The 22,398-nt window shown below is 41.2% G+C and carries 20 protein-coding genes; 9 read left to right on the forward strand and 11 right to left on the reverse strand.

Annotation, left to right across the window (positions count from 1 at the left end; translation table 11 throughout):
* The 5 genes from AC13FX_RS09670 to lexA all read right to left on the reverse strand — a co-directional run bounded on the left by AC13FX_RS09670 (nt 1) and on the right by lexA (nt 4,234).
* Nucleotides 1–1,845, reverse strand: coding sequence for a M23 family metallopeptidase (locus AC13FX_RS09670; RefSeq protein WP_482880347.1), 1,845 nt, complete (start codon nt 1,843–1,845; stop codon nt 1–3).
* A 2-nt stretch (nt 1,846–1,847) separates the two neighbouring features.
* Entirely contained in the window at nt 1,848–2,501 is a 654-nt protein-coding gene (locus tag AC13FX_RS09675; protein ID WP_482880348.1) for a fumarylacetoacetate hydrolase family protein, read from the reverse strand.
* A 71-nt stretch (nt 2,502–2,572) separates the two neighbouring features.
* Nucleotides 2,573–2,830 carry a 50S ribosomal protein L27 gene (rpmA, locus tag AC13FX_RS09680; RefSeq protein ID WP_482880349.1) on the reverse strand — a complete coding sequence of 86 codons (258 nt, stop codon included), beginning with the start codon at nt 2,828–2,830 and terminating at the stop codon, nt 2,573–2,575.
* Between the two features lie 26 nt (nt 2,831–2,856).
* The gene (rplU, locus tag AC13FX_RS09685) at nt 2,857–3,369 is read right to left on the reverse strand and encodes a 50S ribosomal protein L21 (protein ID WP_482880350.1); all 513 of its coding nucleotides are present in this window, start codon (nt 3,367–3,369) and stop codon (nt 2,857–2,859) included.
* A 208-nt stretch (nt 3,370–3,577) separates the two neighbouring features.
* Nucleotides 3,578–4,234, reverse strand: coding sequence for a transcriptional repressor LexA (lexA, locus tag AC13FX_RS09690; RefSeq protein ID WP_482880351.1), 657 nt, complete (start codon nt 4,232–4,234; stop codon nt 3,578–3,580).
* A 50-nt stretch (nt 4,235–4,284) separates the two neighbouring features.
* Here lexA and AC13FX_RS09695 point away from each other — a divergent pair, with 50 nt between their 5' ends.
* The 9 genes from AC13FX_RS09695 (at nt 4,285) to AC13FX_RS09735 (ending at nt 14,245) form a co-directional block, all read left to right on the forward strand.
* Nucleotides 4,285–6,327: a peptidylprolyl isomerase gene (locus tag AC13FX_RS09695; protein WP_482880353.1), complete on the forward strand. Its 2,043-nt coding sequence runs from the start codon at nt 4,285–4,287 to the stop codon at nt 6,325–6,327.
* Between the two features lie 158 nt (nt 6,328–6,485).
* Nucleotides 6,486–7,658: an acyl-CoA dehydrogenase family protein gene (locus AC13FX_RS09700; RefSeq protein ID WP_482880354.1), complete on the forward strand. Its 1,173-nt coding sequence runs from the start codon at nt 6,486–6,488 to the stop codon at nt 7,656–7,658.
* A 116-nt stretch (nt 7,659–7,774) separates the two neighbouring features.
* On the forward strand, nt 7,775–8,929 hold the full coding sequence (locus AC13FX_RS09705; RefSeq protein WP_482880355.1) for a hypothetical protein: 1,155 nt from the start codon (nt 7,775–7,777) through the stop codon (nt 8,927–8,929).
* Nucleotides 8,930–9,023: 94 nt separating this feature from the next.
* On the forward strand, nt 9,024–10,232 hold the full coding sequence (locus tag AC13FX_RS09710) for an acyl-CoA dehydrogenase (protein WP_482880356.1): 1,209 nt from the start codon (nt 9,024–9,026) through the stop codon (nt 10,230–10,232).
* 40 nt (nt 10,233–10,272) lie between these two features.
* A complete protein-coding gene (locus AC13FX_RS09715) occupies nt 10,273–10,773 on the forward strand; it encodes a DinB family protein (protein ID WP_482880357.1) in 501 nt (166 codons plus the stop codon).
* A gap of 46 nt (nt 10,774–10,819) precedes the next feature.
* Nucleotides 10,820–11,779 (forward strand): alpha/beta hydrolase family protein, encoded by a 960-nt coding sequence (locus AC13FX_RS09720; RefSeq protein WP_482880358.1) that lies wholly within the window; start codon nt 10,820–10,822, stop codon nt 11,777–11,779.
* Nucleotides 11,780–11,894: 115 nt separating this feature from the next.
* Complete coding sequence (locus tag AC13FX_RS09725) at nt 11,895–12,911, forward strand: vWA domain-containing protein (RefSeq protein WP_482880359.1); 1,017 nt, start codon at nt 11,895–11,897, stop codon at nt 12,909–12,911.
* A 40-nt stretch (nt 12,912–12,951) separates the two neighbouring features.
* Complete coding sequence (locus tag AC13FX_RS09730; protein ID WP_482881664.1) at nt 12,952–13,449, forward strand: cupin domain-containing protein; 498 nt, start codon at nt 12,952–12,954, stop codon at nt 13,447–13,449.
* Nucleotides 13,450–13,495: 46 nt separating this feature from the next.
* Nucleotides 13,496–14,245, forward strand: a complete 750-nt coding sequence (locus AC13FX_RS09735) for an HAD family hydrolase (RefSeq protein ID WP_482880360.1) — start codon at nt 13,496–13,498, stop codon at nt 14,243–14,245.
* 12 nt (nt 14,246–14,257) lie between these two features.
* Here AC13FX_RS09735 and AC13FX_RS09740 read toward each other — a convergent pair whose 3' ends face one another.
* The 6 genes from AC13FX_RS09740 to coxB form a co-directional block, all read right to left on the reverse strand.
* Nucleotides 14,258–17,629 (reverse strand): coiled-coil domain-containing protein, encoded by a 3,372-nt coding sequence (locus tag AC13FX_RS09740; RefSeq protein WP_482880361.1) that lies wholly within the window; start codon nt 17,627–17,629, stop codon nt 14,258–14,260.
* A 40-nt stretch (nt 17,630–17,669) separates the two neighbouring features.
* The gene (locus AC13FX_RS09745) at nt 17,670–18,545 is read right to left on the reverse strand and encodes an MBL fold metallo-hydrolase (RefSeq protein WP_482880363.1); all 876 of its coding nucleotides are present in this window, start codon (nt 18,543–18,545) and stop codon (nt 17,670–17,672) included.
* A gap of 143 nt (nt 18,546–18,688) precedes the next feature.
* Nucleotides 18,689–19,006: a cytochrome C oxidase subunit IV family protein gene (locus AC13FX_RS09750; protein WP_482880364.1), complete on the reverse strand. Its 318-nt coding sequence runs from the start codon at nt 19,004–19,006 to the stop codon at nt 18,689–18,691.
* A 26-nt stretch (nt 19,007–19,032) separates the two neighbouring features.
* Entirely contained in the window at nt 19,033–19,683 is a 651-nt protein-coding gene (locus tag AC13FX_RS09755; protein WP_482880365.1) for a cytochrome c oxidase subunit 3 family protein, read from the reverse strand.
* Between the two features lie 62 nt (nt 19,684–19,745).
* Nucleotides 19,746–21,452 carry a cytochrome c oxidase subunit I gene (gene ctaD / locus AC13FX_RS09760; RefSeq protein WP_482880366.1) on the reverse strand — a complete coding sequence of 569 codons (1,707 nt, stop codon included), beginning with the start codon at nt 21,450–21,452 and terminating at the stop codon, nt 19,746–19,748.
* 1 nt (nt 21,453) lies between these two features.
* Entirely contained in the window at nt 21,454–22,395 is a 942-nt protein-coding gene (gene coxB, locus AC13FX_RS09765; protein ID WP_482880367.1) for a cytochrome c oxidase subunit II, read from the reverse strand.
* Between the last annotated feature and the right edge of the window lie 3 nt (nt 22,396–22,398).

A 22,398-nucleotide genomic window follows, 5' to 3' on the forward strand; every position in this document is an offset into this window, starting at 1 on the left:
TTATTGGCCGGGTAATGTGATCTTATCAGAAAGTTCGACCACATTCCCGGCCTTATCTTTAACACTTATACTAATGGTGTTTTCATTTTCCGGGGTAAAATTCGGGTGGTAATACCTCAATATCTCTTCTTCGTAATCATATTCAGCAATGCCTCTGATTCCATTTACTTCAAAAATGGCAGTTGAGGAGTCTATACCACTTTGACCATCAATAGCATCAACGACTACAAACCATTTTCCATAATCCGTTTCGACCAACCTGGGACCTGATAACCGGGGTTGTTCCTCATCCGCCATAATTTTAAAGTTTCCAAACTCATTTGGATATCCTACCAGGGTTTTACCTCTGAGCCGTGAGTCTATATAGTTCAGATCCTTATCATCCGGGTCGATACGGTAGAATCCATATTTTTTACCCGCTTCAAAATGATCTCCTAAAAAATATTCCATTATGAAACCTTTTTTTAGAGGTGTATTACCGGGTAAAATGGATAACACGATAGAGGTGTCAACATCTACAAAACTGCTCCTGGCGATTGTAACCGTGTCAAAAAAAGTGTTTGATTTGAACCTAAGACGAAAGTCTCGGTCTCCGGAGTCTGATATGTAGGAAGAGTCAGGTCTTAATCTCAGAAATTCCAATACATTTTTATGTTCGGACTCTGGTTGAATCAATCTATGAATTGGGGAGAGTTTCAGGCCATTCAATTCATCAAAATTGAACGTATTTATATGGTTAGGTGAGAACCAGTTTTCATTCCAATACCATTCTTCAGGCGGTAACCAATCTGAGACCTTTGTATCATTTGAATTATTGAATGGAGTAGTGCCATTGACAATGGTTACCTCTGCTGATGATATGTTGCCAAAGTAATCCTTTGCAATAATAGTGTAGGTGGCAGGCTCAGCAGTGGCTGACAATTTCGCTTCTTCACGATCGATCATATAAAAGGGATTATTGTGGCCATCTTTTCCATAGAGCCTTTGGTGGCCACGTTTTTCTGAACCAAAAGGAGCAATTCGATCAAGGAACATCTCCTCCTCCTGTTCAAATTGAAAGGAATTCAGCACCTCATGGAACAGGGTGTCAGCTTCCTGCATCAGTGTGAGTTGATGAACTGCATAAGCATTATAAACATCATTCGCCTGATCAAATACATTAACAGCTAAGCCAACCGCTCCATTAATTTCGATAGTACCGAAATTGTAGCCGTTTTCAATTTTTTGTGATCTTGTCAAATAAGACACCGCTCTGCCGTTTACTTTACTTCCTTTTGTGAGTGGTTCAACGATCAAAGAGCTGAAAACAGGGGGGATGTCATCCTTAATTGGAAAATCAGCACTAAGAGCGTTGATCGGATCATCAAAAGAATCTCTGATCTCAAAATGCAAGTGAGGGGGGCCAATACCGGATGATCCGGTATAACCTATCACATCACCCTGTTTTACGGATATGGCCTCATGTTCAAAATTTGAATCCATCTCGAAAGTGTGATCTTTCATACGAATGGAATCCGCCAATGCCTGAAATTCAGGGTTAAATCTTTGCAGGTGAGCGTAAGTTGTATAAGTGCTGTCAGGGTGTTTCAGGTAAATGGCATTGCCGTAGCCTCTCTCAGTAACTAAGAGTCGGTACAGTATGCCATCTCTGGCAGCAAATACCCGGTACCCCTCCCGTCCCCAGGTTTTAATATCTAGCCCTGCATGAAAATGAGCGGACCTGGTTTCACCAAAAGTGGCACTTAGATAAGTTCCGGAATCGGTTGGCCAGAGGTATTCCTGGGCATGAGCGGGAAGGAAGGTTCCCCACAAGATCGATAGTAAAACAAAGAATGGGACTCTCAAGACTATGCGATATTTACTTTGAGTGATTGTTCTCCATTATTCAATAGTACTTCAAGTTGATCCCCTGAAGAAACTTTTCCTACTCCCTCGGGTGTACCTGTAAAGATCAGGTCACCCGGATGAAGAGTAAATATTTGTGACAAAAAAGTAACCAGGTTTGGTATAGGAAAGATCATTTCTGAGGAGTTACCGTGTTGTTTTACAAAACCGTTTTGAAACAATTTTATATCAAGTTCAGAGAGGTCATGGCCTGGTTCAAGTTCAGTGAAGGAGCTGATGGGCGCAAATTTATCAAAGCCTTTGGCTATGGTCCAGGGTTGCCCTTGTTTTTTTGAAATAGATTGAATGTCCCGAGCTGTAAAATCGATCCCAACCCCAACGCCGCCAATATGTTCATCTACTTTGGCTGGAGAGATATCTTTACCGGATTTATGGATGGCTAAAACAATTTCAGCTTCAAAATGGATATCATTGGATTGCTTCGGTAATTCTATGGTTGAACCGCTAAAACAAATTGTACCCAGGGGTTTTAAAAAAACCAGAGGGATCTTAGGGACCTTATTTCCAAGTTCTTTTGCGTGAGAGGCATAGTTTCTGCCAATACAGTAAATGTTACGTACCGGTATTTCTAAGCCGGGAATGATCGGTTTTTCCATAAAATAAAGATATAAAAAAACCCCTCACATAAAAGATATGTGAGGGGTTTTAATTTCTTTAAATGCAGAGATCAGTTTACAGGCTCTACATTTACGTGCTTACGGCCACCGGAACGTACAGTGAAATTCACAGTACCGGTTTCAGTAGCGAAAAGAGTGTCATCTCCTCCGCGTTTAACATTTAAACCGGGGTGAAATTTTGTGCCACGCTGACGAACGATTATTCCGCCTGCACGAACAAATTCTCCACCGAATTTCTTCACACCAAGTCTTTTGGAGTTTGAATCGCGACCGTTTCTTGTTGAACCTTGACCTTTCTTATGTGCCATAACAGTAAGGGTTTTGTATTAAAATATTATTTAAGTGCTTCAATGAGTTCAGCTTTTCTCAGGCTGGAATATCCGGTCAGACCTCTTTCTTTTGCTAAATCTTTTAATTCAGCAACAGTCATAGACTCGAGATCTGCGGTTTGCTCCTTCTTAGCTTCTGCTTTAGGGGCTTCAGCTTTCTTAGCCGGAGCTTCTTCTTTTTTGGCAGCTTTCTTAGGAGTGGCACCAGAAGCAGTAATGCTATCGATCTTGATCTGAGACATTACCTGACGGTGACCGTTAAGTTTTTGATATCCTTTTCTGCGCTTTTTCTTAAAGACTAAAACTTTATCTGCTTTGACAGTATCCAGAATAGTGGCAGAAATTTCAGCGCCTTGAACAACAGGTGTGCCGATATTCACATTTCCATTATCATCCTTTATCAGCAACACTTTATCAAATGTAAGCTTTTCACCTTCGGCGTTTTGTTTGTCAACAAACAATACGTCGTTTTCTGCTACTTTATATTGGTGCCCGCCGATTTCAACAATAGCGTACATATCTATTTAATTTCTTATTTGCATTTAATTGAGAGCTTGAAAAGATAAGAGTTAGTTCTCAGAAAACAAAGTAAATCTGTCCTGTTTAATTCAAAAAACTGCGTCGGAACTGTTAGGAACAGCGAGGGACGAAATTTTACAGAAATGAAGTGGATCGATCTTATACTGAATCCATATCATTTGAATGCGATTCCGCAAAGGGCAGGTATCAGGCTACTTTTGGTATAGCTCGCTGAAATCCCTGTCTGTTTACATGACCAATGTATTTTCCAATGACCTTAACCTCCTCAAAAACATCCGGTTCAATAATGATATCATCATATTCCGGATTGGCTGGTTCCAATCTCAGGCCGTTGTCATCCCAGTAAATTTTCTTCAGGCTGGTTTCACCATCGTACAGGACGGCACCTATATCTCCATTCTTTACATCAGTATCCATCAGAAGCACAAAATCACCATCATATATTCCCACATCTTTCATGCTAAAGCCGGTCACCCGAAGTGCAAACAGGTCATCAAGATCAGGAAAAAGGGTCTCCAGGGTGATGCTGCCCAGGTTTGCTTCCACGGCTTCCTGTAACGATCCGGCGGCGATCAAACCACGAATTGGGATACCTTCCTGTTCTTCTGTGTCACCCAAAAGACTCTTTTTTTCTGATGGAAGGTCATATTCTTCATCATTTGTTTTTACTAAATAGCCTTTCTTGAGTAGTGCCTGTATATTTTGGGTGACGCTGTTTGGTGAGGCATACCCAAAGTGATCGGCAATCTCCCGGTAAGTGGGCCACACTTCATTTTCTTTTTTATACTCAACTATAAAAGTGAAAAATTCGTGCTGTTTGCGAGTTAAATGTGCGTTGTCCATGATGATAATTTTTCTATGTAAAATATATGTGTAATAAAAGGAGTTTAAGTATGAAGTTCAATAAGGAATGTGTAAAAGATATGTGTAAAGTAATATGGATGGTTCCATTGCTATTTTTTGTGTCGTGCAAAAAGGAGAGTGCGTACTCAAAATTATTGACCAATGATTATCCTGATCTTTATGAACATATCTATGAGCGGAATGCTGATTCTTTATTGAGTTTTGTGGATCATCCTAACGACTACATTAGGACGCAGGCGTGGCGTGGGTTGATAAACACTCCGGTTAATGATGTTGATGCAATGATCACTAAGGTTCAGTACAGTAATACGAAAGAGGCCTGGATGGCATTGAGTCATCAGGACCTAAATGAGGCCCAACTCTCAAGACTTCACGATCTGTGGCTGGAAAGAGCTTCTCTCAGAAAAGGAATCAGCCTGATATTAGGAAAACAGGGTGATCAGAATTCATTGAATTTACTGGTGCAGAATTTCAATGAGATCATTGGAGAGGCCTCCGATTACGAATATGATGCGGCATTAGCGATAGGTCGGTTGATGATAGATCATGAGATCAACCCTGTTACCAAAAAGAGCCTTTTACGTTATGCAGCTGTGCTGGAGGATGAAGACCTTTATAAAGCTTATTTCTATGGACTTTACCGTGCAAACGGAGTGATACAAGATGAAGAATTGCAGGATAATATCTGGAATGCTTACACCTGGGTTGAAAGCCCTGAGATAAGGCAATACGTAGTTCGAATTTCATTTAACAGTGCTCCGGATAAAACTCTTGAAAGACTTCCAATTGCAGATATTTCTGATATGAATGTTCAACTAGCTGTGGAGCTGGCACAGCAGACATCTAAGGCGAGTTGGAACGATAAACTGGAAGAAGTTTATTCCCGCCTGCTTGAACATGATAATCCGGTAGTTAATATAACAGCATTGGAACAGATCTCAGTGCATCCTGAAAAAGAAGATTCATTTGATGAAGTGATCCGTGAAAAGATCATCAATAATTCCGATAAAGAGGAAACAGTGAGACTTTCAGGAATAGAAGCCATGAAGGTACCTGATGGTCTAAAGTCACAGGCTCAAACATTGTCTGAGGGAGATCCCTATCTGCTGATCAAGAAATTCAGGATCAATCAGAAATTTATGGAGCCTGATCAGTATTTGGAGTTAATGAATTCTCAAGCTGACAGTCAAAACCGTTTAGAAGCTCTATTCGCGGCACAATCATTGCAAAGTTGGTGGAATACCCTGGAGAGTAGTGATAAAACGCCGGTGTTTGTTGAAGAATTGAAAAAATTGTTATTCAATCTTCTGGAACGTCAGGATCGATCTATTACATATACCACCGTTTCGTTCATGGAAAATGCAGGAGTCATGAGTGATTCTGATTTTGACAGGTTAAAGGATCTGCTTAATAATTATCAGATGCCGGAAGATATTGAGGTCTTTCAGGCATTTGGCGGGTTCTTTAAGGAACATTATGAGGAGCAAGCCACTTTGGTGATCAATGAGTGGTTAGCCTGGGGAAGCACCGCGTTGAATAATACACTGAACCAACAGGGCTGGGATGTCGACACTGTTTCTGCTTCCAAACCCGAATTCAGAAAACCAGCCTGGGAGCGAATCGGAGACCTTGGGTTTGAGCCTATCTGGGTGCTGGAAACGAATAAAGGTGTTATCAAGATAAAAATGGATGCACTTTCTGCACCGGTCACGATTGCAGGTATGGATAGTTTGATCACTGCAGGAGCTTACAATGATATTCCGTTTCACAGAGTAGTACCCAATTTTGTGATACAGGGTGGAGATATAGAATCTCAGGATGGCTTTGGCGGGCCGGATTATGTGGTCCCAACAGAAGGATCAGAAAAACATTTCTCCAGGGGAGTCGTTGGAATAGCCAGTGCCGGAACTGATACGGAAGGAAGTCAGTTTTTTATAATGCATCAGTGGAGTCCCCATTTAAATGGAAACTACACAGTGATCGGCGAAGTCCTTGAGGGGATGGAAGTTGTAGACCGCATCACGGTAGGAGACAAAGTGATGGATGCCTACTGGCAACGCACAGAAAACTAATGATGGAAATGCTAATGGGGATCAGGTTCGTTCGACTTTGATCCAAACGGTTAAGCATGATCACAATTTTTACACTTTCAAGAACGAAACTATAGTATCAAACCGTTATCTTGGAAGCGTTTCCAACAAACAAATTTAATAAGATAGTATTACCAAGTATGGACACCGTATTAGAGAAAGATTTATCATTTGAGCTTACGAACGATCAAAAAATGATCCGTGATAGCGTTAAGGAATTCGTGGAAAGAAAAGTAGCGCCAACCGTCATGGACCGTGATAATAGCAAAGAGTTTCCACATGAGATCGTTAAAGAATTAGGAGAACTTGGAATGTTGGGGATCTACCATGATGAACAATATGGTGGTGGTGGATTTGATGTTGTAAGTTTTTGTCTTGTATTGGAGGAGATCGCCAGGTGGGACGCATCACTGGCATTGACTGTAGCCTCTCACACGTCTCTGGGAACCGGTCATATTGCTCTTGCCGGTAATCATGAGCAAAAAATGAAGTATATGCCGGAGCTTACTTCCGGAAAAAAACTGGCAGCCTGGTGCCTGACTGAGCCGGGATCAGGGAGTGATGCTTCCGGAATGAAAACCACAGCCATCAAAGAGGGAGATAAGTATATATTAAATGGTTCCAAGATCTTTATCACTCAAGGCTCAGTTGGCGATACCTATGTGGTACTTGCTAAAACAGACCCTAATAAAGGAACCAAAGGAATATCAGCTTTTATTGTAGAAAGAGAATGGGATGGGGTAAAACCAGGATCAGGTATGCATAAACTCGGTATGAACTCATCTGATACCACTGAAGTGGTGTTTGAAAATGTAGAAGTACCGGCAGAGAACCTCCTTGGTGACGAAGGCATGGGATTTGTTGACACCATGAAAGTATTGGATGGCGGACGTGTTGGTATAGCTGCACTTTCTGTTGGGATTGCCCGTGGTGCGTTGGAAGAATCACTGCAATATTCCATGGAGCGCAAGCAATTCGGAACAGCTATAGGAAACTTCCAGTATCTGGAAGGTAAAATGGTAGATATGGCCACTGAGATTGAAGCGGCAAGATTACTGACTTTAAGGGCTGCATGGTTAAAAGATAATGACAAGTCGTTTACTACAGAGGCATCAATGGCCAAGCTTTTTGCTTCTGAGCTTTCTGTCAGAGCTTCACTCGAAGCAGTACAGATCCATGGTGGATATGGTTACACCAAAGAATACCATGTGGAGCGATTCCTGAGAGATTCCAAGCTGATGACCATTGGGGAAGGAACCTCAGAGGTGCAGCGCCTGATCATTGCCAGAGAGTTGAAAAAGTCCCTGGTTTAAAAGAATAACTGTTGTTGGAGACCCTTAAAAGCCTGCACTCCTTCATGAGGAGCAGGCTTTTATTTTTTGTCCGAATGTACTATTTAAATATAAATCGCAATTAAAGTTCAGGGAAAATGAATACCTTCTTTAACTCTAAAGTGATTTATTTTGTTACACTTACATTCCTATTAATAACTATTTCTTGTGATGATCCGGAACAGAGACATTCATCCAAGCTGATCAATAATCCTGAGTACGGGTCCTGGCAAACCATGAATGAAGCTCCGGTTAATTTTGAGATCCTTCAGACATTTGGAACTGAAGTAGAACCTCAGGAAGCCACGCTTTCTCATATTAGTGACGTTTTTACTGATGATTCACTGAATGTGTATATCCTGGATCATGAATCCAATAAATTAGTCTCATTCTTACCGAATGGAAAACTGCGTTGGTCTTCAGGTGGGGAAGGGCGTGGGCCCGGCGATTTTGAAAATGCCCGAACGATGGCATGGGATGGTGAGAATGGGATCTATGTAGGAAACCTATATGGTATGAGAGTGGATAAATTTGACATGCAGGGTAATTTTGTTGAATCATTGAATGTGCCGGGTGCACTTGAAAAAAGTCTGCATGGGAATCATGTCGTGGGTTTTAACAACGATAAGCTTGTTGTTTTAAGTGGGATCGATGCTAAATTTTCTGCAACATTTTCCTCGATTGAAGTGGGTGATTCCTTACACCTCATCGATTCTCACAACATTGACCTGACGGGTAGTGTCGAAGTACCGGTTGGGATGCATCAGTTTTCTTCACCTACAATGATAGATGAGCATTACATTATACCGGATGTGAAGAATTACAGTATTCATGTATATGACAAAGACTTTGAAAAACTAACATTCGTTAACAGAGATGTGCCATGGATAGTACGACCCGGTTTCATGGATGATGGAGATAATAGAATGATGGGCACTTTCTCGGAAATAAATGATGTTCTGAAATTCAATTCAGGTTATTATTTGAGTTCAGCTTACTGGGTTAAAGGAATAGATGACCCCGATAAATTACTTAGTGACTTTGTTAATGGTAAGATTGAGGGGATGGATTACAAAAATACCATAGACATATTCAGCGAAGACTGGGAATTGCTCTATTCAATTGAGGAAGATCGAAACATTAATTCAGAACTCGGCCAACCGGTCCATGTAGATAACGAAGATAATCTTTATGCCTATTCGTTTGACCCGTATCCCCATCTAAAAAAACTCAAAGTTTCGATCAATGAATAACCTGATAAGATTTAATTCATAAAATGATTATTTATCCCTTGTATCATTTTCCGTACTATCCATCAAAATAACTAAAGCCTAAAGCAGTAAACCCATGCCAAAGAATTTATTCAACATCGACGATGCCTATCTCTTTGAATCAGAACTGAATGAAGAAGATCGTCTGATCATGGAAACGGCTCGAGATTATGCTCAATCAAAACTTGAACCCCGCGCATTAAAAGGAAATACAGAAGAATATTTTGATCAGGATATTGCCAAAGAAATGGGAGAAATGGGATTGTTGGGCGTAACGATCCCGGAGGAGTATGGAGGATCGAATGCCAGCTATACTGCATATGGACTCATAGCGCGTGAAGTAGAGCGGGTTGACTCAGGTTATCGGTCTTTTATGAGTGTTCAGTCTTCATTGGTCATGTATCCGATCTCACAATTTGGTACTGAAGAACAAAAGCAAAAGTACCTGCCAAAATTAGCTTCCGGTGAAATGATCGGCTGTTTTGGGTTGACCGAGCCTGATCATGGTTCCGATCCCGGTTCGATGGTAACCACAGCCGTAAAAACGGATGGAGGCTGGAAATTGAATGGCGCTAAGATGTGGATCACAAATTCCCCTATAGCAGATCTAGCCGTAGTTTGGGCGAAAGCCAAGGAAGATCCAAAAGATGAAGGAGTGATCAGAGGATTCCTGGTTGAGAAGGATATGAAAGGATATTCCGCACCTCACACCAAATATAAAATGAGTTTACGTGCATCCGAAACGGGGGAGCTTGTTTTTGATGATGTTTTTGTTCCCGATGAAAATATGTTTCCGGATATAAAAGGTTTAAAAGGGCCGTTTATGTGTCTCAATTCGGCGCGTTACGGAATTGCATGGGGTACAGTCGGAGCGGCTGAATTCTGTTATCAGCGGGCCCGTCAGTATGTATTGGAAAGAAAACAATTTGGAAAACCACTGGCAGCAAATCAACTGATACAAACAAAGCTGGCAAATATGTTGACGGACATCACATCTATGCAGATGCTGGCCTTTCGTTTGGGTAAGCTCAAAGATGAAGGACGTGATCACCCTTCCATGACATCACTTGCCAAGCGGCATAATTGTGGGAAAGCCCTGGAGATATCAAGAATATCACGGGATATGCATGGTGGAAATGGTATTGTAGGGGATTATAGAGTGATCCACCACGTTATGAACCTTGAGTCTGTAAATACCTATGAAGGTACATACGATATTCATGGACTTATCCTTGGCCGTGAAATAACAGGTATTCAAGCTTTCACTCCTAAAGGTAACGATTAATTACAGAGCCTTTGTGGCCGTAATAGTATATAACTTTTAAATGATGAGCCTTAAAGATAAGCTGAATCAAAATACTGCAGCATTGATGGGGAAGATCGGCGATATCGCTGATGATCAATTTAATGTAAAACCGGATGATATATCCTGGTCACCCGGACAGGTCATTGAGCACCTTTATCGTGCAGAATTCGGCGTCCCAAAATTATTTAGTGGGGAAACAAAAACTGATCCGGATCGTGATTCAAAAACGATCATAGAAAAAATGAGGGTTCAGTTTCTGGAATCGGATAGAAAACTGAAAGCCAGGGGAGTGATCCTGCCCGGAAATGAGAAGAAATCAAAGGAAGTACTCAGTTCAGACTTTAGGAATTTAAGGGAAGAGATCACTTTAATGGCAGATGAATACGACGGTGATCAGGTTTGCATATTGTTTGAGCACCCTGTTTATGGATATTTGACCCGAGAGGAGTGGATCCATTTTAATATCTTTCATACAAAACGGCATATGCGACAGATCGACCATATTTTGGCAAGACTTTAGTTGGCAACAATTAACTATTAAAAAAATAATCAGGCTATTTATCAGAATGAGACATACAGTTAAGTATTTCGCAGTTATTTTAATTGTTGCCATTACTACATCAATTACGAGTGCTCAGGAAATTCAAAGAGAGGAAGTCGTTTTTAGAAGTGGTGAAAATGTCCTCAGCGGAACATTAGTACTTCCGGATAGTGAATCGAATGTTCCAGTCATTGTTTTTATGGGGGGAATGTATGAATGGGGGGATCTTCATCCACAAAGGGCCAGTTTTATCGAAGAGAACCTGGAAGCGGTTTTCCCAAAAATTGGGGTAGGTGTCTTTTATTATGATCCAAGAGGTGTTGGAGATTCAGATGGCCGTTGGGGTAGAACAACACTGAATGATTTTGCAGATGATGCTATAGCAGCCATCAATTTTTTGAGTCAGCGAAAAGAAATCGATCCTTCCAGAATTGGAATTGTGGGGCACGGTGAAGATGCATGGGTTGCTCAAATAGTTGGGGCTATGGCTCCTGACCTGGTAAATTTCACGGCCTCACTGGCAGGTCCAACATTCGATCCTACAAGGCAACTGGTGAACGAATATCACAGTGAATACGTGTGCGAGGGTGAAAATGATGAAATTGCCTATGAAAAGGCAGTTCAAAAAGCACAATCTCATCAAAATTGGGTATCCATGATTGCCATTACAAAAAAATGGCGCCACATGAGAATGAAGATAGGTTTTGAACCTGCTGAATACCTGACACGTATCGAAATTCCTGCATTATTCATGTTCGGTGAAAATGATGGACAGGTATACCCTGAATGGGCCATAGATGAGCTTAATACAATATTTACCGATTCACTCCCGTCAAATTTTACGGTGTACGAAATTCCTAATGCCAATCATTTCTTTCACGTTGTACCTCCATGTTTTTCATATGATGATGAGGTCAATATCAGAAAGAATTACTCGTTCCGATTTAGGGAACTTTTTACAGAATGGGTCCTAAATAACATTTAAACAGTATTGGTATTAACCCTCTATTCGGCTTATTTATCCACTCAATTACAGTATTTAATGTTCACATTAAACTAGCGATGCTTTATCTTGTAATGACATTGAATGAACGAAGTCTATGATCTGGGAAAACGCATTACATCTTTGGTGGTTGTTAGCAATACCAGTGGGTATTGCCATATTGTGGTGGAAGACTGCGCGAATCAGAGAACTGCAGAAAAAGTATTTTAGTGAAGAATTGTTCCATTCACTGCGTGAGGGATTCTGGCCATTGGGAGAGAGACTAAAACAAATATCCATGTTTGCAGGCATCTTCTTTTTAATCATAGCCCTGGCAGGACCTAAAATTGGGACCGAAGTCAGGGAGATCAAAAGGCAGGGGATCGATATGCTGGTAGCTTTGGATCTTTCTGCGAGTATGAATGCGGAAGATGTGCGCCCAAGCCGACTTGAAAAGGCTAAATTTGAGATCAACCGTTTGATTGAAAGACTCAGGGGAGACAGGGTTGGGCTGATCGTTTTCACCGGTGAGTCATATCTTCAAAGCCCAATGACAATGGATTACTCAGCCTTACGGTTATTCCTGGATATCGCAGATACAGAACAGATGCCAAGTTCAGCCACGGCTTTTAAACCGGCGCTTGAGACAGCCTTGGAGGCATTTCAATCACTTGAAGAAAATGGCACGGATGCCTCTAAGGTTCTACTGATCATATCTGATGGAGAAGATCACGGGGAATCGTATCAGGAAGCTTTGAGATCTCTGACTAACGAAAATATTTTGGTTTATACGGTTGGAGTGGGCACAGCAGATGGAACTACCATTCCTTTATATGAAGAGGGAACAGGAGATCTGATTGGTTATAAAAGAGATAATGAAGGGCAGGTGGTAACTACAAAACTGCAAAGTCAGATATTGCGAAATATTGCCCAACAGGGAAATGGAGAATATTATTCAATAGAGCGGGGAAATGACGGGATTGACGCATTTTTGGCAAGAATGGATGAACTCGAAAAGGGTGAATTCGCAAGCCAGGAATATGCAGATTACAAAAATCAGTACCAGTGGATGGGTGCACTATCGTTACTGTTGCTGTTTACTTCCATGTTATTGCCATCCTCCAGATCTCATTAAAAGATCAATACAATACTAATTCACATCTATATCTTGCTAAATAATGTCTGAGAAGAAAGAACGATTTGAGAGTATCCAAAATAAGCTGACAGACCAGGGTTTTAATATCCAGGCTCACGACTTTGACCGTCCCTGGGGTGGTTTTTTTGTGATCGATGAACAACAAGCGAATCTCTTTATTGAAACCTATTTTAATGATGTTGAGATGTCGGAAGCCAATATATCAGGTAAACTCAGTCCAAAGATCCTATTGGTAGAACCCGGTAAGAGGTTATCCTGGCAATATCATCACAGAAGAGCAGAAATGTGGCAGGTAGTTGAAGGACCGGTTGGTGTAATACGTAGCCTTACCGACGAACAAAAGCCGGTGAAAATGTATAAGGAGGGAGACCGCATAGAACTTCAACAGGGAGAACGCCACCGCCTGGTGGGGTTGGATGACTGGGGAGTTGTTGCAGAGATCTGGCAGCATATCTATGCCGACCACCCTTCCAACGAAAAAGATATCGTACGTCTTGAAGATGATTTTGGCCGATAGTTTCAGGCAGATCATATAATTCACTTCATAAATTTCCTGCCATAGAATGATCAAATTATTTATTACAGATCTTGATGGGTGTATGGCTCATCCTTTCATTACTCCTGATTGGAATGCAGTCACCCGTATCAAAGATCTGATCCGGAAAAGCAAAGATGATAAGACCATTCCGTCAATGACCATTTGTTCGGGGCGGCCATTCCCTTATGTGGAGGCTGTAGGACAATGGTTGGGTATTGAAACCCCAATGCTTTTTGAAAGTGGTGCAGGTATTTATGACATAAGGATCAATAAAATAACCTGGAACCCACATTTTAATGATGAGGCAAAACAAGCCGTTGAAGAGATCAAAGATTGGTTGGAGAATGTTTTGATAAAAAATTATGAGGGAACATATCCAGAATTTGCAAAATATACCGATGCCGGGCTGGTAAATCCCGATCCTTCAAAGATCGCGATGATGCATCAGGAAGTATTGAACTATATGGATGGGAAATACCCTATGTTCGAGGTTCATGCTACCGACGTTTCAGTCAATATAATCCTAAAAAAAGCCAATAAAGGCCATGGCATCAAGTTGCTCTGTGATCAGCTTGGTTTGGATCTGGATGAGGTAGCATATATTGGAGATAGCAGTGGAGACCTTCCGGGCCTGACTATTGTAGGTCGCTCTTATGCGCCTGTGAATGCAAGATCATTTGTAAAAGAGAAAGTGGATATGGTCACTAAGGAAACAACGGAAGGAGTACTCGAAGCCTATCAGGATATTATAAAAATTAACAGGGGTGAAGGCTAACGTCCCTGAACTTTACTGTATCTCACGGTTTTGAAGTTCTTTCAGTAATTCAAAATAATTTTGAATGAGTCGTTGGTAATCGGGTGAGAACTTTGTGAAATTTGGGTCATTTAATCGATTTCGGATCTGTTTTTCAAGTTCCTCAATTGTTAATTCAGGTGGAGTTGTTTGTTCAAGCCCTTCAGGAAGTTGTCCCTCTCGCTTATCTTCTTCATCTCTTTCCTGAATAGCCTGCTCGGCTTCAAGCATTCTTGATAAGATATTTTGTTGTCTCTCGATCATTAGAGCATCAGTACTGCCACCCCTTAGGTCATTGATCGTATCCTCCATTTCTTCGATCATTCTTTGAAGCTCACTGCCCAATCGGTCACCATCAAACTCACCACTTTGCTGTAATTCCTGCAATTGTTTACGGATCATATTCTGTTGCTCGGCAAGCTGATTCAATCGCTCCATCTGATCTTGTGACAATCGGTCTCCCTGAATGTCATTAATGATCTCCTGCAGTCTTTGATTGAGTTGCTGTTGCTGCTGACCTGATTGTTGCAACTGTTCCATCATCTGTTGCATGGATCCTCCACTTCCGCCTCCCTGACCATTACCGTCAGAGTTTTGCAGCTGTTCCAGCAGATTGGCCAACATGAATGCGATCTCGTTAATACCTCCCAGTGTTTGCCTGGAGGCTACGGAAGCCTGACTTTGATCCCGTTCAGTAAGCTGGGATAATGAACGGGACAGCTGTTGTTCAATTTCCAGTTTCTTTTGGTTGATCCGGTTCGAGAATTGAGGGATCTGTGAGGAAAGTTGAAAAAGGGAATCAGAAAGGGTTGAGAATATGGTTTCAATATTCTGTTGATCGCGGGCATAGTTGACGTAAGCCTGACTGCGGTTTTCTGTTGTAGCAACCAAGGTTGTAAGGTCTTCCTGTTCTAGTGAAAGATTTAATATTGAGTAGAGCACATACTGTAGCCCTGCGATATTGATCTGTTTTTGTTTCTGATTGATCTTATTGATCAGATCACGGGTACTCTCAGACAATTTTTTATACTGTTCGATGCGTTCTTGCTTCTGTTGTTGCTGCTCAGAATCAGAACTATTTGCCTCATCCTGATCTGATTTGTCTGAATTGGACTCTTCTATCTCTCTTTTAAGTGTTTCTGTTAATTCATTCAGTTGCTGCCGGATACTATTTTGATACTCATTTACCTCATTTCTGTTACTTTCAGACGTGTTATCTGACAGGTCATCTACCTGCTTTTTAATATTCTCATGCTCTTTGATAGTTTCCTGTTTTCGTGCCTGTTCAGATGAGCTGTAACTGATACTCTGTTGAGCTTCTTCTTGTCTTGCCAGATCTTCGAAAGCTTTGGCAACTTTATCTAGATCTGATGTTAGTTTAAGTTTTTTGAAAAGTTCTATTGTTCGTTGTAGTCTTTCCTGATATAATTCTTCATTGAATTCGAGATTTTCCATGGCCTGTCGGAGTTGTTCGGGACTCATATTACCCAATTGCTCCTGCATTTTCTCGAGGGCTTCCCGAAATGCAGGGTCATCGATCTCCTCCATTAGTTTTTGCAGTTCTTCATAGGCTTTTTGAGTTTCTTCAGACAACACATTGTCTCGACTCATTTCATCTTTGAGCTGCTCAAATTTTTCATTGAGTTCGTCGATCTGCCGCTCAACTTCCTCTTGTTGTTTTTGAACCTGCTCAAGCTCACTTCTCTCTTCATAACCTGCATTCTCCGGGTTATCCTTAAGCTTCTCTTTAAAACGTTCGTACTGTTCCCTGGTTTGCTGAAAAGATTCGGTGATCTCTTCCAGGTCAGTGGATATATCATCTTCTTTTTCACCCATATCATCCAAATACTCTACCATTGAGGGAACTTCCAGGGTGACCCGCTGTGAGCTGGAGGTTTTGCGGCCGGCAAAGCCATCATTATCCTGTACGTTTATCCAGAAAGTGAGTACGTCCTGCGGTTTAAGGTTCAATTCACTAAGTGACCAAACAAAGGGGGTTATAGCATCCGATTTTGGAAGCTTCAGGTTCAATGAGCCGGTAATAGGTTGTCTCGTGTAAGCCCGTTTCAGTTCAAATTTGAGTTTTGCTGAAGTTAAACTGAAATCATCCGAGGCACGATACAAGAGATCTATGGATTCAGGATTAACCTGTTTCAGGTTAGACTCAGGCTCAATTAGCTCAATCAAAGGATATTCATCCTCAAGAGGGGCAATGACTAACTGGAATTTATTATCATTGGTTAACCCGGTACTGTCTTGGATCTGAAATCGAAGTGTGTCAGGTTTAGCGATATTGAGATTATGTGAGAACGTACTGTCTTTTAGAACTTGTATAGACGCAGTGTCATTTAGTGAGGCTATGTAAAGTGAATTTATACCCTTATTTAGTTTGCCTGAAAGGGTTAATTCTGATCCTTTATACCCTCTGATCTGAGAAGAAGGATACACAAAATTGCTTTTTCCCAGTTTGGTATAGGTGGGAGGCGTAATCTGTCCGGATAGTTCTACAAATCGTGGCCGTAATTGAACATCAATAGAATATAGGTCACTTTCGTATTCGTCCATACTGATGTAATATTGTAGATCATTGTATACCTCGATAGGCATAGAGGTAAAAGTCTGATCAGTTTTTTCCATTGGCCTGTCCCTATAAGCTTCCTCAATGGAAGTTTTAATTTTCAGGGAGACATTTTCAGGAAGTTGTAAGCCCAAAAATTCTACATTCAATCTCAGAGCTTTACCTTGTTCGAGCGTGACGGTGCCCGGAGTTACAACAAACTGATAGGGATTCGGTTTTTTATATGTTTTCCAGAAGTTGGATATGCGTGAGGTTGCGTTATCCAGGTTGATGGCCGTAGCAGACAAGACAATAAATGTACCTAGGCCGATTATAAATGAGGAACGGAATGTCTTATAAAGCTTTGATTCACTTGTATATTCTCGAAGGGCTGAATCCAATGTGTCAGACTCTACCTTACCTAAACTTTGCAGAATGGCTGCGTTTACCAGTTCTCTGTTACCGGTATTTGAATTTTGAAGGTCTAAGGCATCTTTCAACTCCGGGAGGTCGCTTGACCGGCTGAAGTCTCTATAGAAGGTCTCAAAGTTCATGAACTGCTCATTACGGCCTTTGATAAAAGCAACGTAACCTGCCATTAGCATAGCGGTTATCAGAACGGTGCTTTTTGCAGATACCGACAGATATAAAGATTGCTCAAGCAATACAAGTACAGTAAAAACCGTGAATAAGATGATCAGGGAATGCAAAAATTTCTTTTTCTTAAAGAAAGATAAAGAGCGTAGATAGGCAGAAAAGAGTTTCTCCTTTACCTCATCTACACTGTTATATTTGTCATTCCTTTGCATATGGTACTTTTCTGAATCTGATCAAAAATTGAGTTATTGATCAAATATCATTCAGGGTGAAGTTCTCAGTAACCTTAAACCTTCCATTATCCTCTTGGATCCGGATCATTTCCTGTTCGGCATCATGTTCGAGATAGAGATCCCAGTTTTCAGATGCGGCTTGCATTAAAAACTCTTTTTTCTCATTCAACGTTTGAGCAGGATACATATCATAGCCCATAACCCATGGTAAAGGTACATGAACATGAGTCGGTAACAAGTCAGCAACAAAGACAATTGACTTGCCATCATGTGTGATCTTTGGAAGTTGTTGCCCCTTTGTATGCCCGTTGACAATAATAGAACTTAATCCGGGTTCGTATTCGTGACTTCCTTCTACTAAATTGAGCCTGCCTGATTCTTTGATAGGGTTTATATTTTCAGGGAGGAAACTTGCTTTTTCTCGTGCATTAGGATCAATAGCTGTTTGCCAGTGAGATTTAACAACATGATATGTGGCATTCCTGAATGTGTGCTTTAATTCGTTATTTTCATCGAAATAGCTGGTGCCTCCACAATGATCAAAATGCAGGTGTGTAAAAATAATGTCGGTCACGTCATCAAAAGAAAACCCATGTTCTTTGAAAGATGCCTCTAAATTTTTGTCTGACTGATCTAGCTGATAGATATCAGTCATTTTTTCATTGAACTTTGTTCCGGCACCATTATCAATAAGGTAAACTTTATCGGTGTTTTTTGATTTGATAAGAAGGCACCTCATGGTCATCGGAATGCGGTTTTTATCATCTGCGGGGATGCCTCTTTCCCAAAGTGTTTTTGGTACTACGCCAAACATAGCACCACCATCCAGGCGAAAGTCTCCGGTTTCAATAGTATAGAGTTCAAATGGGCCAAAAGTTGTTTTAGACAAGCTCATAAAATATATAGGATTCTTTTTGAACAGAATATAACAATCAGGGCACAGGAATCAGAATACCAGATAGTTAAATGATGGTAGGCTATAGCCATAAAAAAAGCCTCATTTTGTAAAATGAGGCTTTAAAATCAGGGTAATTCGATCTAGAATGATGGAATCACTTCGATCCGATACATAGTATCAAGTAAAGTAATTGATATCATCAGGATAAAGAATGCTACTGCCATCAGAAGCAACATAGCATTGAATTTGACATCCCAATAAAGGTTCATAAAGAATGCAGCAACCAAAAATGCTTTGACCAAAGCGATGGATATCGCAGTGATCACATCAAAGGGAGGAGGGATGGAAATAAATTTCGCTACCAATACCGTGATAATGGTAAGAATTAACAAAGCTGTACCAACGGCCCAAAGTTGACCTGCTGTTGAAACGTGATGTTCGTGATTATGTTCGCTCATAGTTCTGTTGTGTTAAGTAATTTCTATCATTCAATGAGGTATAAGAGCGGGAACAGGAAGATCCAGATGAGGTCAACCAAGTGCCAGTACAAACCTGTGATCTCAACAGGGGTATAGTACTCACTGCTGAATTCCCCTTTTTTGGCACGCAGATAGATCCAGTAGATCAAACCGATCCCAATAATAACGTGAAGGGCGTGAACTCCGGTAAGCATATAGTAAATACTAAAGAAGATCGCTGCCTGAGGGTGGTCTAAACCTTCGTAGGTATAGAATTCACCGGGGAATATCCCCAACTCAAATTTATGAGCATATTCAAAGCCCTTGATCACCATGAAGACCACAGCCAGTGCAATGGTGATAAGCAGATTGATCTTTAATCCTTTCATCTGATCTTTTTGAGCAGAACGGATTGCCATAGCAACCGTTAAGCTACTACCGATCAGAACAACGGTGTTTACCGCTCCCCAGAAGGTGTTGAGCTCTAAAGCTGCCATTTGAAAGAGTTCCGGGTACCATGCTCTATATACGATATAAGCACAGAACAGACCGCCAAAGAATAGGATTTCGTTAACAAGAAACACCCACATACCCAATTTTGCGGTATCAAACTGTTGATCAGAATCAACAAAATGATGTTGCACATGCGCAGGGTGTGAAGTCGAATGATTCGCCATTACTTCCCGAGTTGTGTTTTAATAGTTAAAATTAGTTGTTGAATTGAGTTTCTTCTTTTCACTTAATGATGATCCGTATCTGATTTTGCAAGACCGAGTTGGAATTCTTCCATTGGTCTGTGGTAGTCATATGGACCGTTGATCACAACGGGTGTATGATCAAAATTATGCAGGTCAGGTGGTGAAGTTGACTGCCACTCCAAACCACGGCTACCCCACGGGTTAGAACCGGCTCTTTCTCCACTAAATAGGGATTTAGCAAGATAAAAGGCGATCAACAAGAAGCCTACACCAAGAATATAAGAACCGATGGTTGATGTTTGGTGAAAGATTGTGAACTGATCGATGTAGTTGTAATAACGTCTTGGCATACCTTGCGATCCCATAATAAACTGAGGGAGGAAGGTCATATTAAAGCCAATGAAGATCAACGCTGCACCTATCTTAGCCTGAAATTCGTTGTACATCTTACCGGTCATTTTTGGCCACCAGTAGTGCAGTCCGGCCAATAATGCTATCAGTGTACCTCCCATCATAACATAGTGGAAGTGAGCAACAACGTAGTAGGTATCATGGAGGTGAATATCTGCAGATAATGCTCCAAGCATAATTCCCGTAAATCCTCCTATAGAGAATAGGAACAGGAATACGAACACATAGATCATAGGGGTTTTCATTTCAATAGATCCCTTGTAAAGTGTTGCAACCCAGTTAAGGATCTTAATACCAGTGGGAATACCTACCAGGAAGGTAAGGAATGAGAAAACTGTGGTTGCTACAGCAGACTGTCCGGAAGTGAACATGTGGTGTCCCCAAACGAGGAAACCAATAAAAGCAATGGCTAATGATGAAAGTGCAATAGCCCAATATCCAAAAATATGTTTCTTTGAAAAGGTAGTGATAACCTCCGAAATGATACCAAAGCCGGGTACGATCATTATGTAAACGGCAGGGTGTGAATAAAACCAGAAGAAATGCTGGAACAGAATAGGATCACCTCCCATGGATGGATCAAAGATACCAATACCCAGAAAACGCTCCATGGTAAGAAGCAACAGGGTAATGGCAAGAACAGGCGTTGCAAGAACCTGAATAATACTTGTGGCATACAATGCCCAGATATTCAGTGGCAGTTTGCCCCAGGTGATACCCGGTGCTCTGAGTTTATGAACGGTTGCAATAAAGTTCGTCCCCGTCAAAATGGAAGAGAAACCAAGTATAAAGACTCCTAAGGTCACCCAAATGACGCTAGATGTGGAATCGGTACTATATGGAGTGTAAAAAGTCCAACCGGTATCCAGTCCATTATTGGCAAGCGCAATGAAAGTAAAGATCGCACCAATTATATAGATATATAAACTGGCCAGATTCAATCGTGGAAAGGCTACATCCTTTGCACCAAGCTGCATAGGTAAGACAAAGTTACCAAGTGCCGCAGGAATTGATGGCACTAACACAAAGAATACCATGATGGCTCCGTGTAGTGTAAAGAACTGATTATAAGTATCAGCTTCAATAAAGGTTTGAGCCGGTGTTAGCAGTTCGGTTCTAAGTAGTAAGGCCAAAATTCCTCCAAGAAGGAAGAAAAATGTTACTGACCCAAGATACATGAGCCCGATCTTTTTATGATCAACGGTGGTCATCCAGGACCAAATACCCCTTTCTTCCGTAAAGAAGGTTTTTTTAGGGTTTTCGCTGGGTATGTAACGTTTTACCTTAAGTGTTTTTTTACCACCAGTAGATGCTGGTTTTACTTCAGCTGTAGCCATATTAATCTAAAGTTTTTATGTATTCAATAATATCAGAAATGTCGTCATCGCTTAAGCGACCTTCGTAACTTACCATCTGGTTTTGGTATCCCTGCACAATTTTTGCACCTGGATCAAGAATAGATTCTCTAATGTAATTTTCATCGACCGTAAGGGTAGTACCATCTGTCATGACTTCTTCACGGCCAAATAAACCCTGGAAGGTAGGTCCGATCTTATCAGAACCATCAACAGAGTGACAGGTAACGCAACCTTGCAGGGTAAGCAGGTTTTCACCTCTTTCTACCGGAGTTCCACCACCCCCGGAACTCTGGGATGCCAGCCAGTTTTCGAAATCGTCTTGCGTGTGTACGATTACTTTTGCAAGCATGTCAGAGTGGGACGTACCACAATATTCTGTACAGAAAACCTGGGATTCTCCGGGTTCTTCAGCCTGGAACCACACATAAGTATACCTGTTTGGCAAAACATCTTGTTTTACCCGGTAATCAGGAACAAAAAAGGAATGAAGTACATCCTGAGATTTCATGACTAATTTAACAGGCCTTCCCGCTGGTACATGAACCTCATTACCAACCTGTGCACCATTTTCATAGCTGAAGGTCCAGCCCCATTTGTAGGCAGATACCTGGATCTCATATGCATTGTCAGGAACAGCTTTCAGGTTCAACCATCCTGAATAACCCCATCCAAAGACAATGAAAACAAGGATCAATGGTATTACCGACCATGTGATCTCCAAAGTGTTATTATGTGTGATCAGTGGTGTTTTGTCATCATCAGATTTGCGTTTGTACTTGATTGCAAAATAGATCATTGCAATAGTTACACCGGCAAGAAGTATAAAACTTACAATATGGATGAAACCCATCAATGCATCTGTACTTGCCCCGGTTAAAGGAGATTTTAATTCCGGGAGCATGAAGTCGAATAAACTGCCCATTAG

This window comes from Gracilimonas sp. B-17, assembly GCF_056857935.1.

What these genes read in the sequence shown, in the direction of transcription:
- AC13FX_RS09675 (WP_482880348.1), bottom strand. Translation starts at nt 2,501, where the DNA reads ATGGAAAAACCGATCATTCCCGGCTTAGAAATACCGGTACGTAACATT.
- rpmA (WP_482880349.1), bottom strand. Translation starts at nt 2,830, where the DNA reads ATGGCACATAAGAAAGGTCAAGGTTCAACAAGAAACGGTCGCGATTCA.
- rplU (WP_482880350.1), bottom strand. Translation starts at nt 3,369, where the DNA reads ATGTACGCTATTGTTGAAATCGGCGGGCACCAATATAAAGTAGCAGAA.
- lexA (WP_482880351.1), bottom strand. Translation starts at nt 4,234, where the DNA reads ATGGACAACGCACATTTAACTCGCAAACAGCACGAATTTTTCACTTTT.
- AC13FX_RS09695 (WP_482880353.1), top strand. Translation starts at nt 4,285, where the DNA reads ATGAAGTTCAATAAGGAATGTGTAAAAGATATGTGTAAAGTAATATGG.
- AC13FX_RS09700 (WP_482880354.1), top strand. Translation starts at nt 6,486, where the DNA reads ATGGACACCGTATTAGAGAAAGATTTATCATTTGAGCTTACGAACGAT.
- AC13FX_RS09705 (WP_482880355.1), top strand. Translation starts at nt 7,775, where the DNA reads ATGAATACCTTCTTTAACTCTAAAGTGATTTATTTTGTTACACTTACA.
- AC13FX_RS09710 (WP_482880356.1), top strand. Translation starts at nt 9,024, where the DNA reads ATGCCAAAGAATTTATTCAACATCGACGATGCCTATCTCTTTGAATCA.
- AC13FX_RS09715 (WP_482880357.1), top strand. Translation starts at nt 10,273, where the DNA reads ATGATGAGCCTTAAAGATAAGCTGAATCAAAATACTGCAGCATTGATG.
- AC13FX_RS09720 (WP_482880358.1), top strand. Translation starts at nt 10,820, where the DNA reads ATGAGACATACAGTTAAGTATTTCGCAGTTATTTTAATTGTTGCCATT.
- AC13FX_RS09725 (WP_482880359.1), top strand. Translation starts at nt 11,895, where the DNA reads ATGATCTGGGAAAACGCATTACATCTTTGGTGGTTGTTAGCAATACCA.
- AC13FX_RS09735 (WP_482880360.1), top strand. Translation starts at nt 13,496, where the DNA reads ATGATCAAATTATTTATTACAGATCTTGATGGGTGTATGGCTCATCCT.
- AC13FX_RS09740 (WP_482880361.1), bottom strand. Translation starts at nt 17,629, where the DNA reads ATGCAAAGGAATGACAAATATAACAGTGTAGATGAGGTAAAGGAGAAA.
- AC13FX_RS09745 (WP_482880363.1), bottom strand. Translation starts at nt 18,545, where the DNA reads ATGAGCTTGTCTAAAACAACTTTTGGCCCATTTGAACTCTATACTATT.
- AC13FX_RS09750 (WP_482880364.1), bottom strand. Translation starts at nt 19,006, where the DNA reads ATGAGCGAACATAATCACGAACATCACGTTTCAACAGCAGGTCAACTT.
- AC13FX_RS09755 (WP_482880365.1), bottom strand. Translation starts at nt 19,683, where the DNA reads ATGGCGAATCATTCGACTTCACACCCTGCGCATGTGCAACATCATTTT.
- ctaD (WP_482880366.1), bottom strand. Translation starts at nt 21,452, where the DNA reads ATGGCTACAGCTGAAGTAAAACCAGCATCTACTGGTGGTAAAAAAACA.
- coxB (WP_482880367.1), bottom strand. Translation starts at nt 22,395, where the DNA reads ATGGGCAGTTTATTCGACTTCATGCTCCCGGAATTAAAATCTCCTTTA.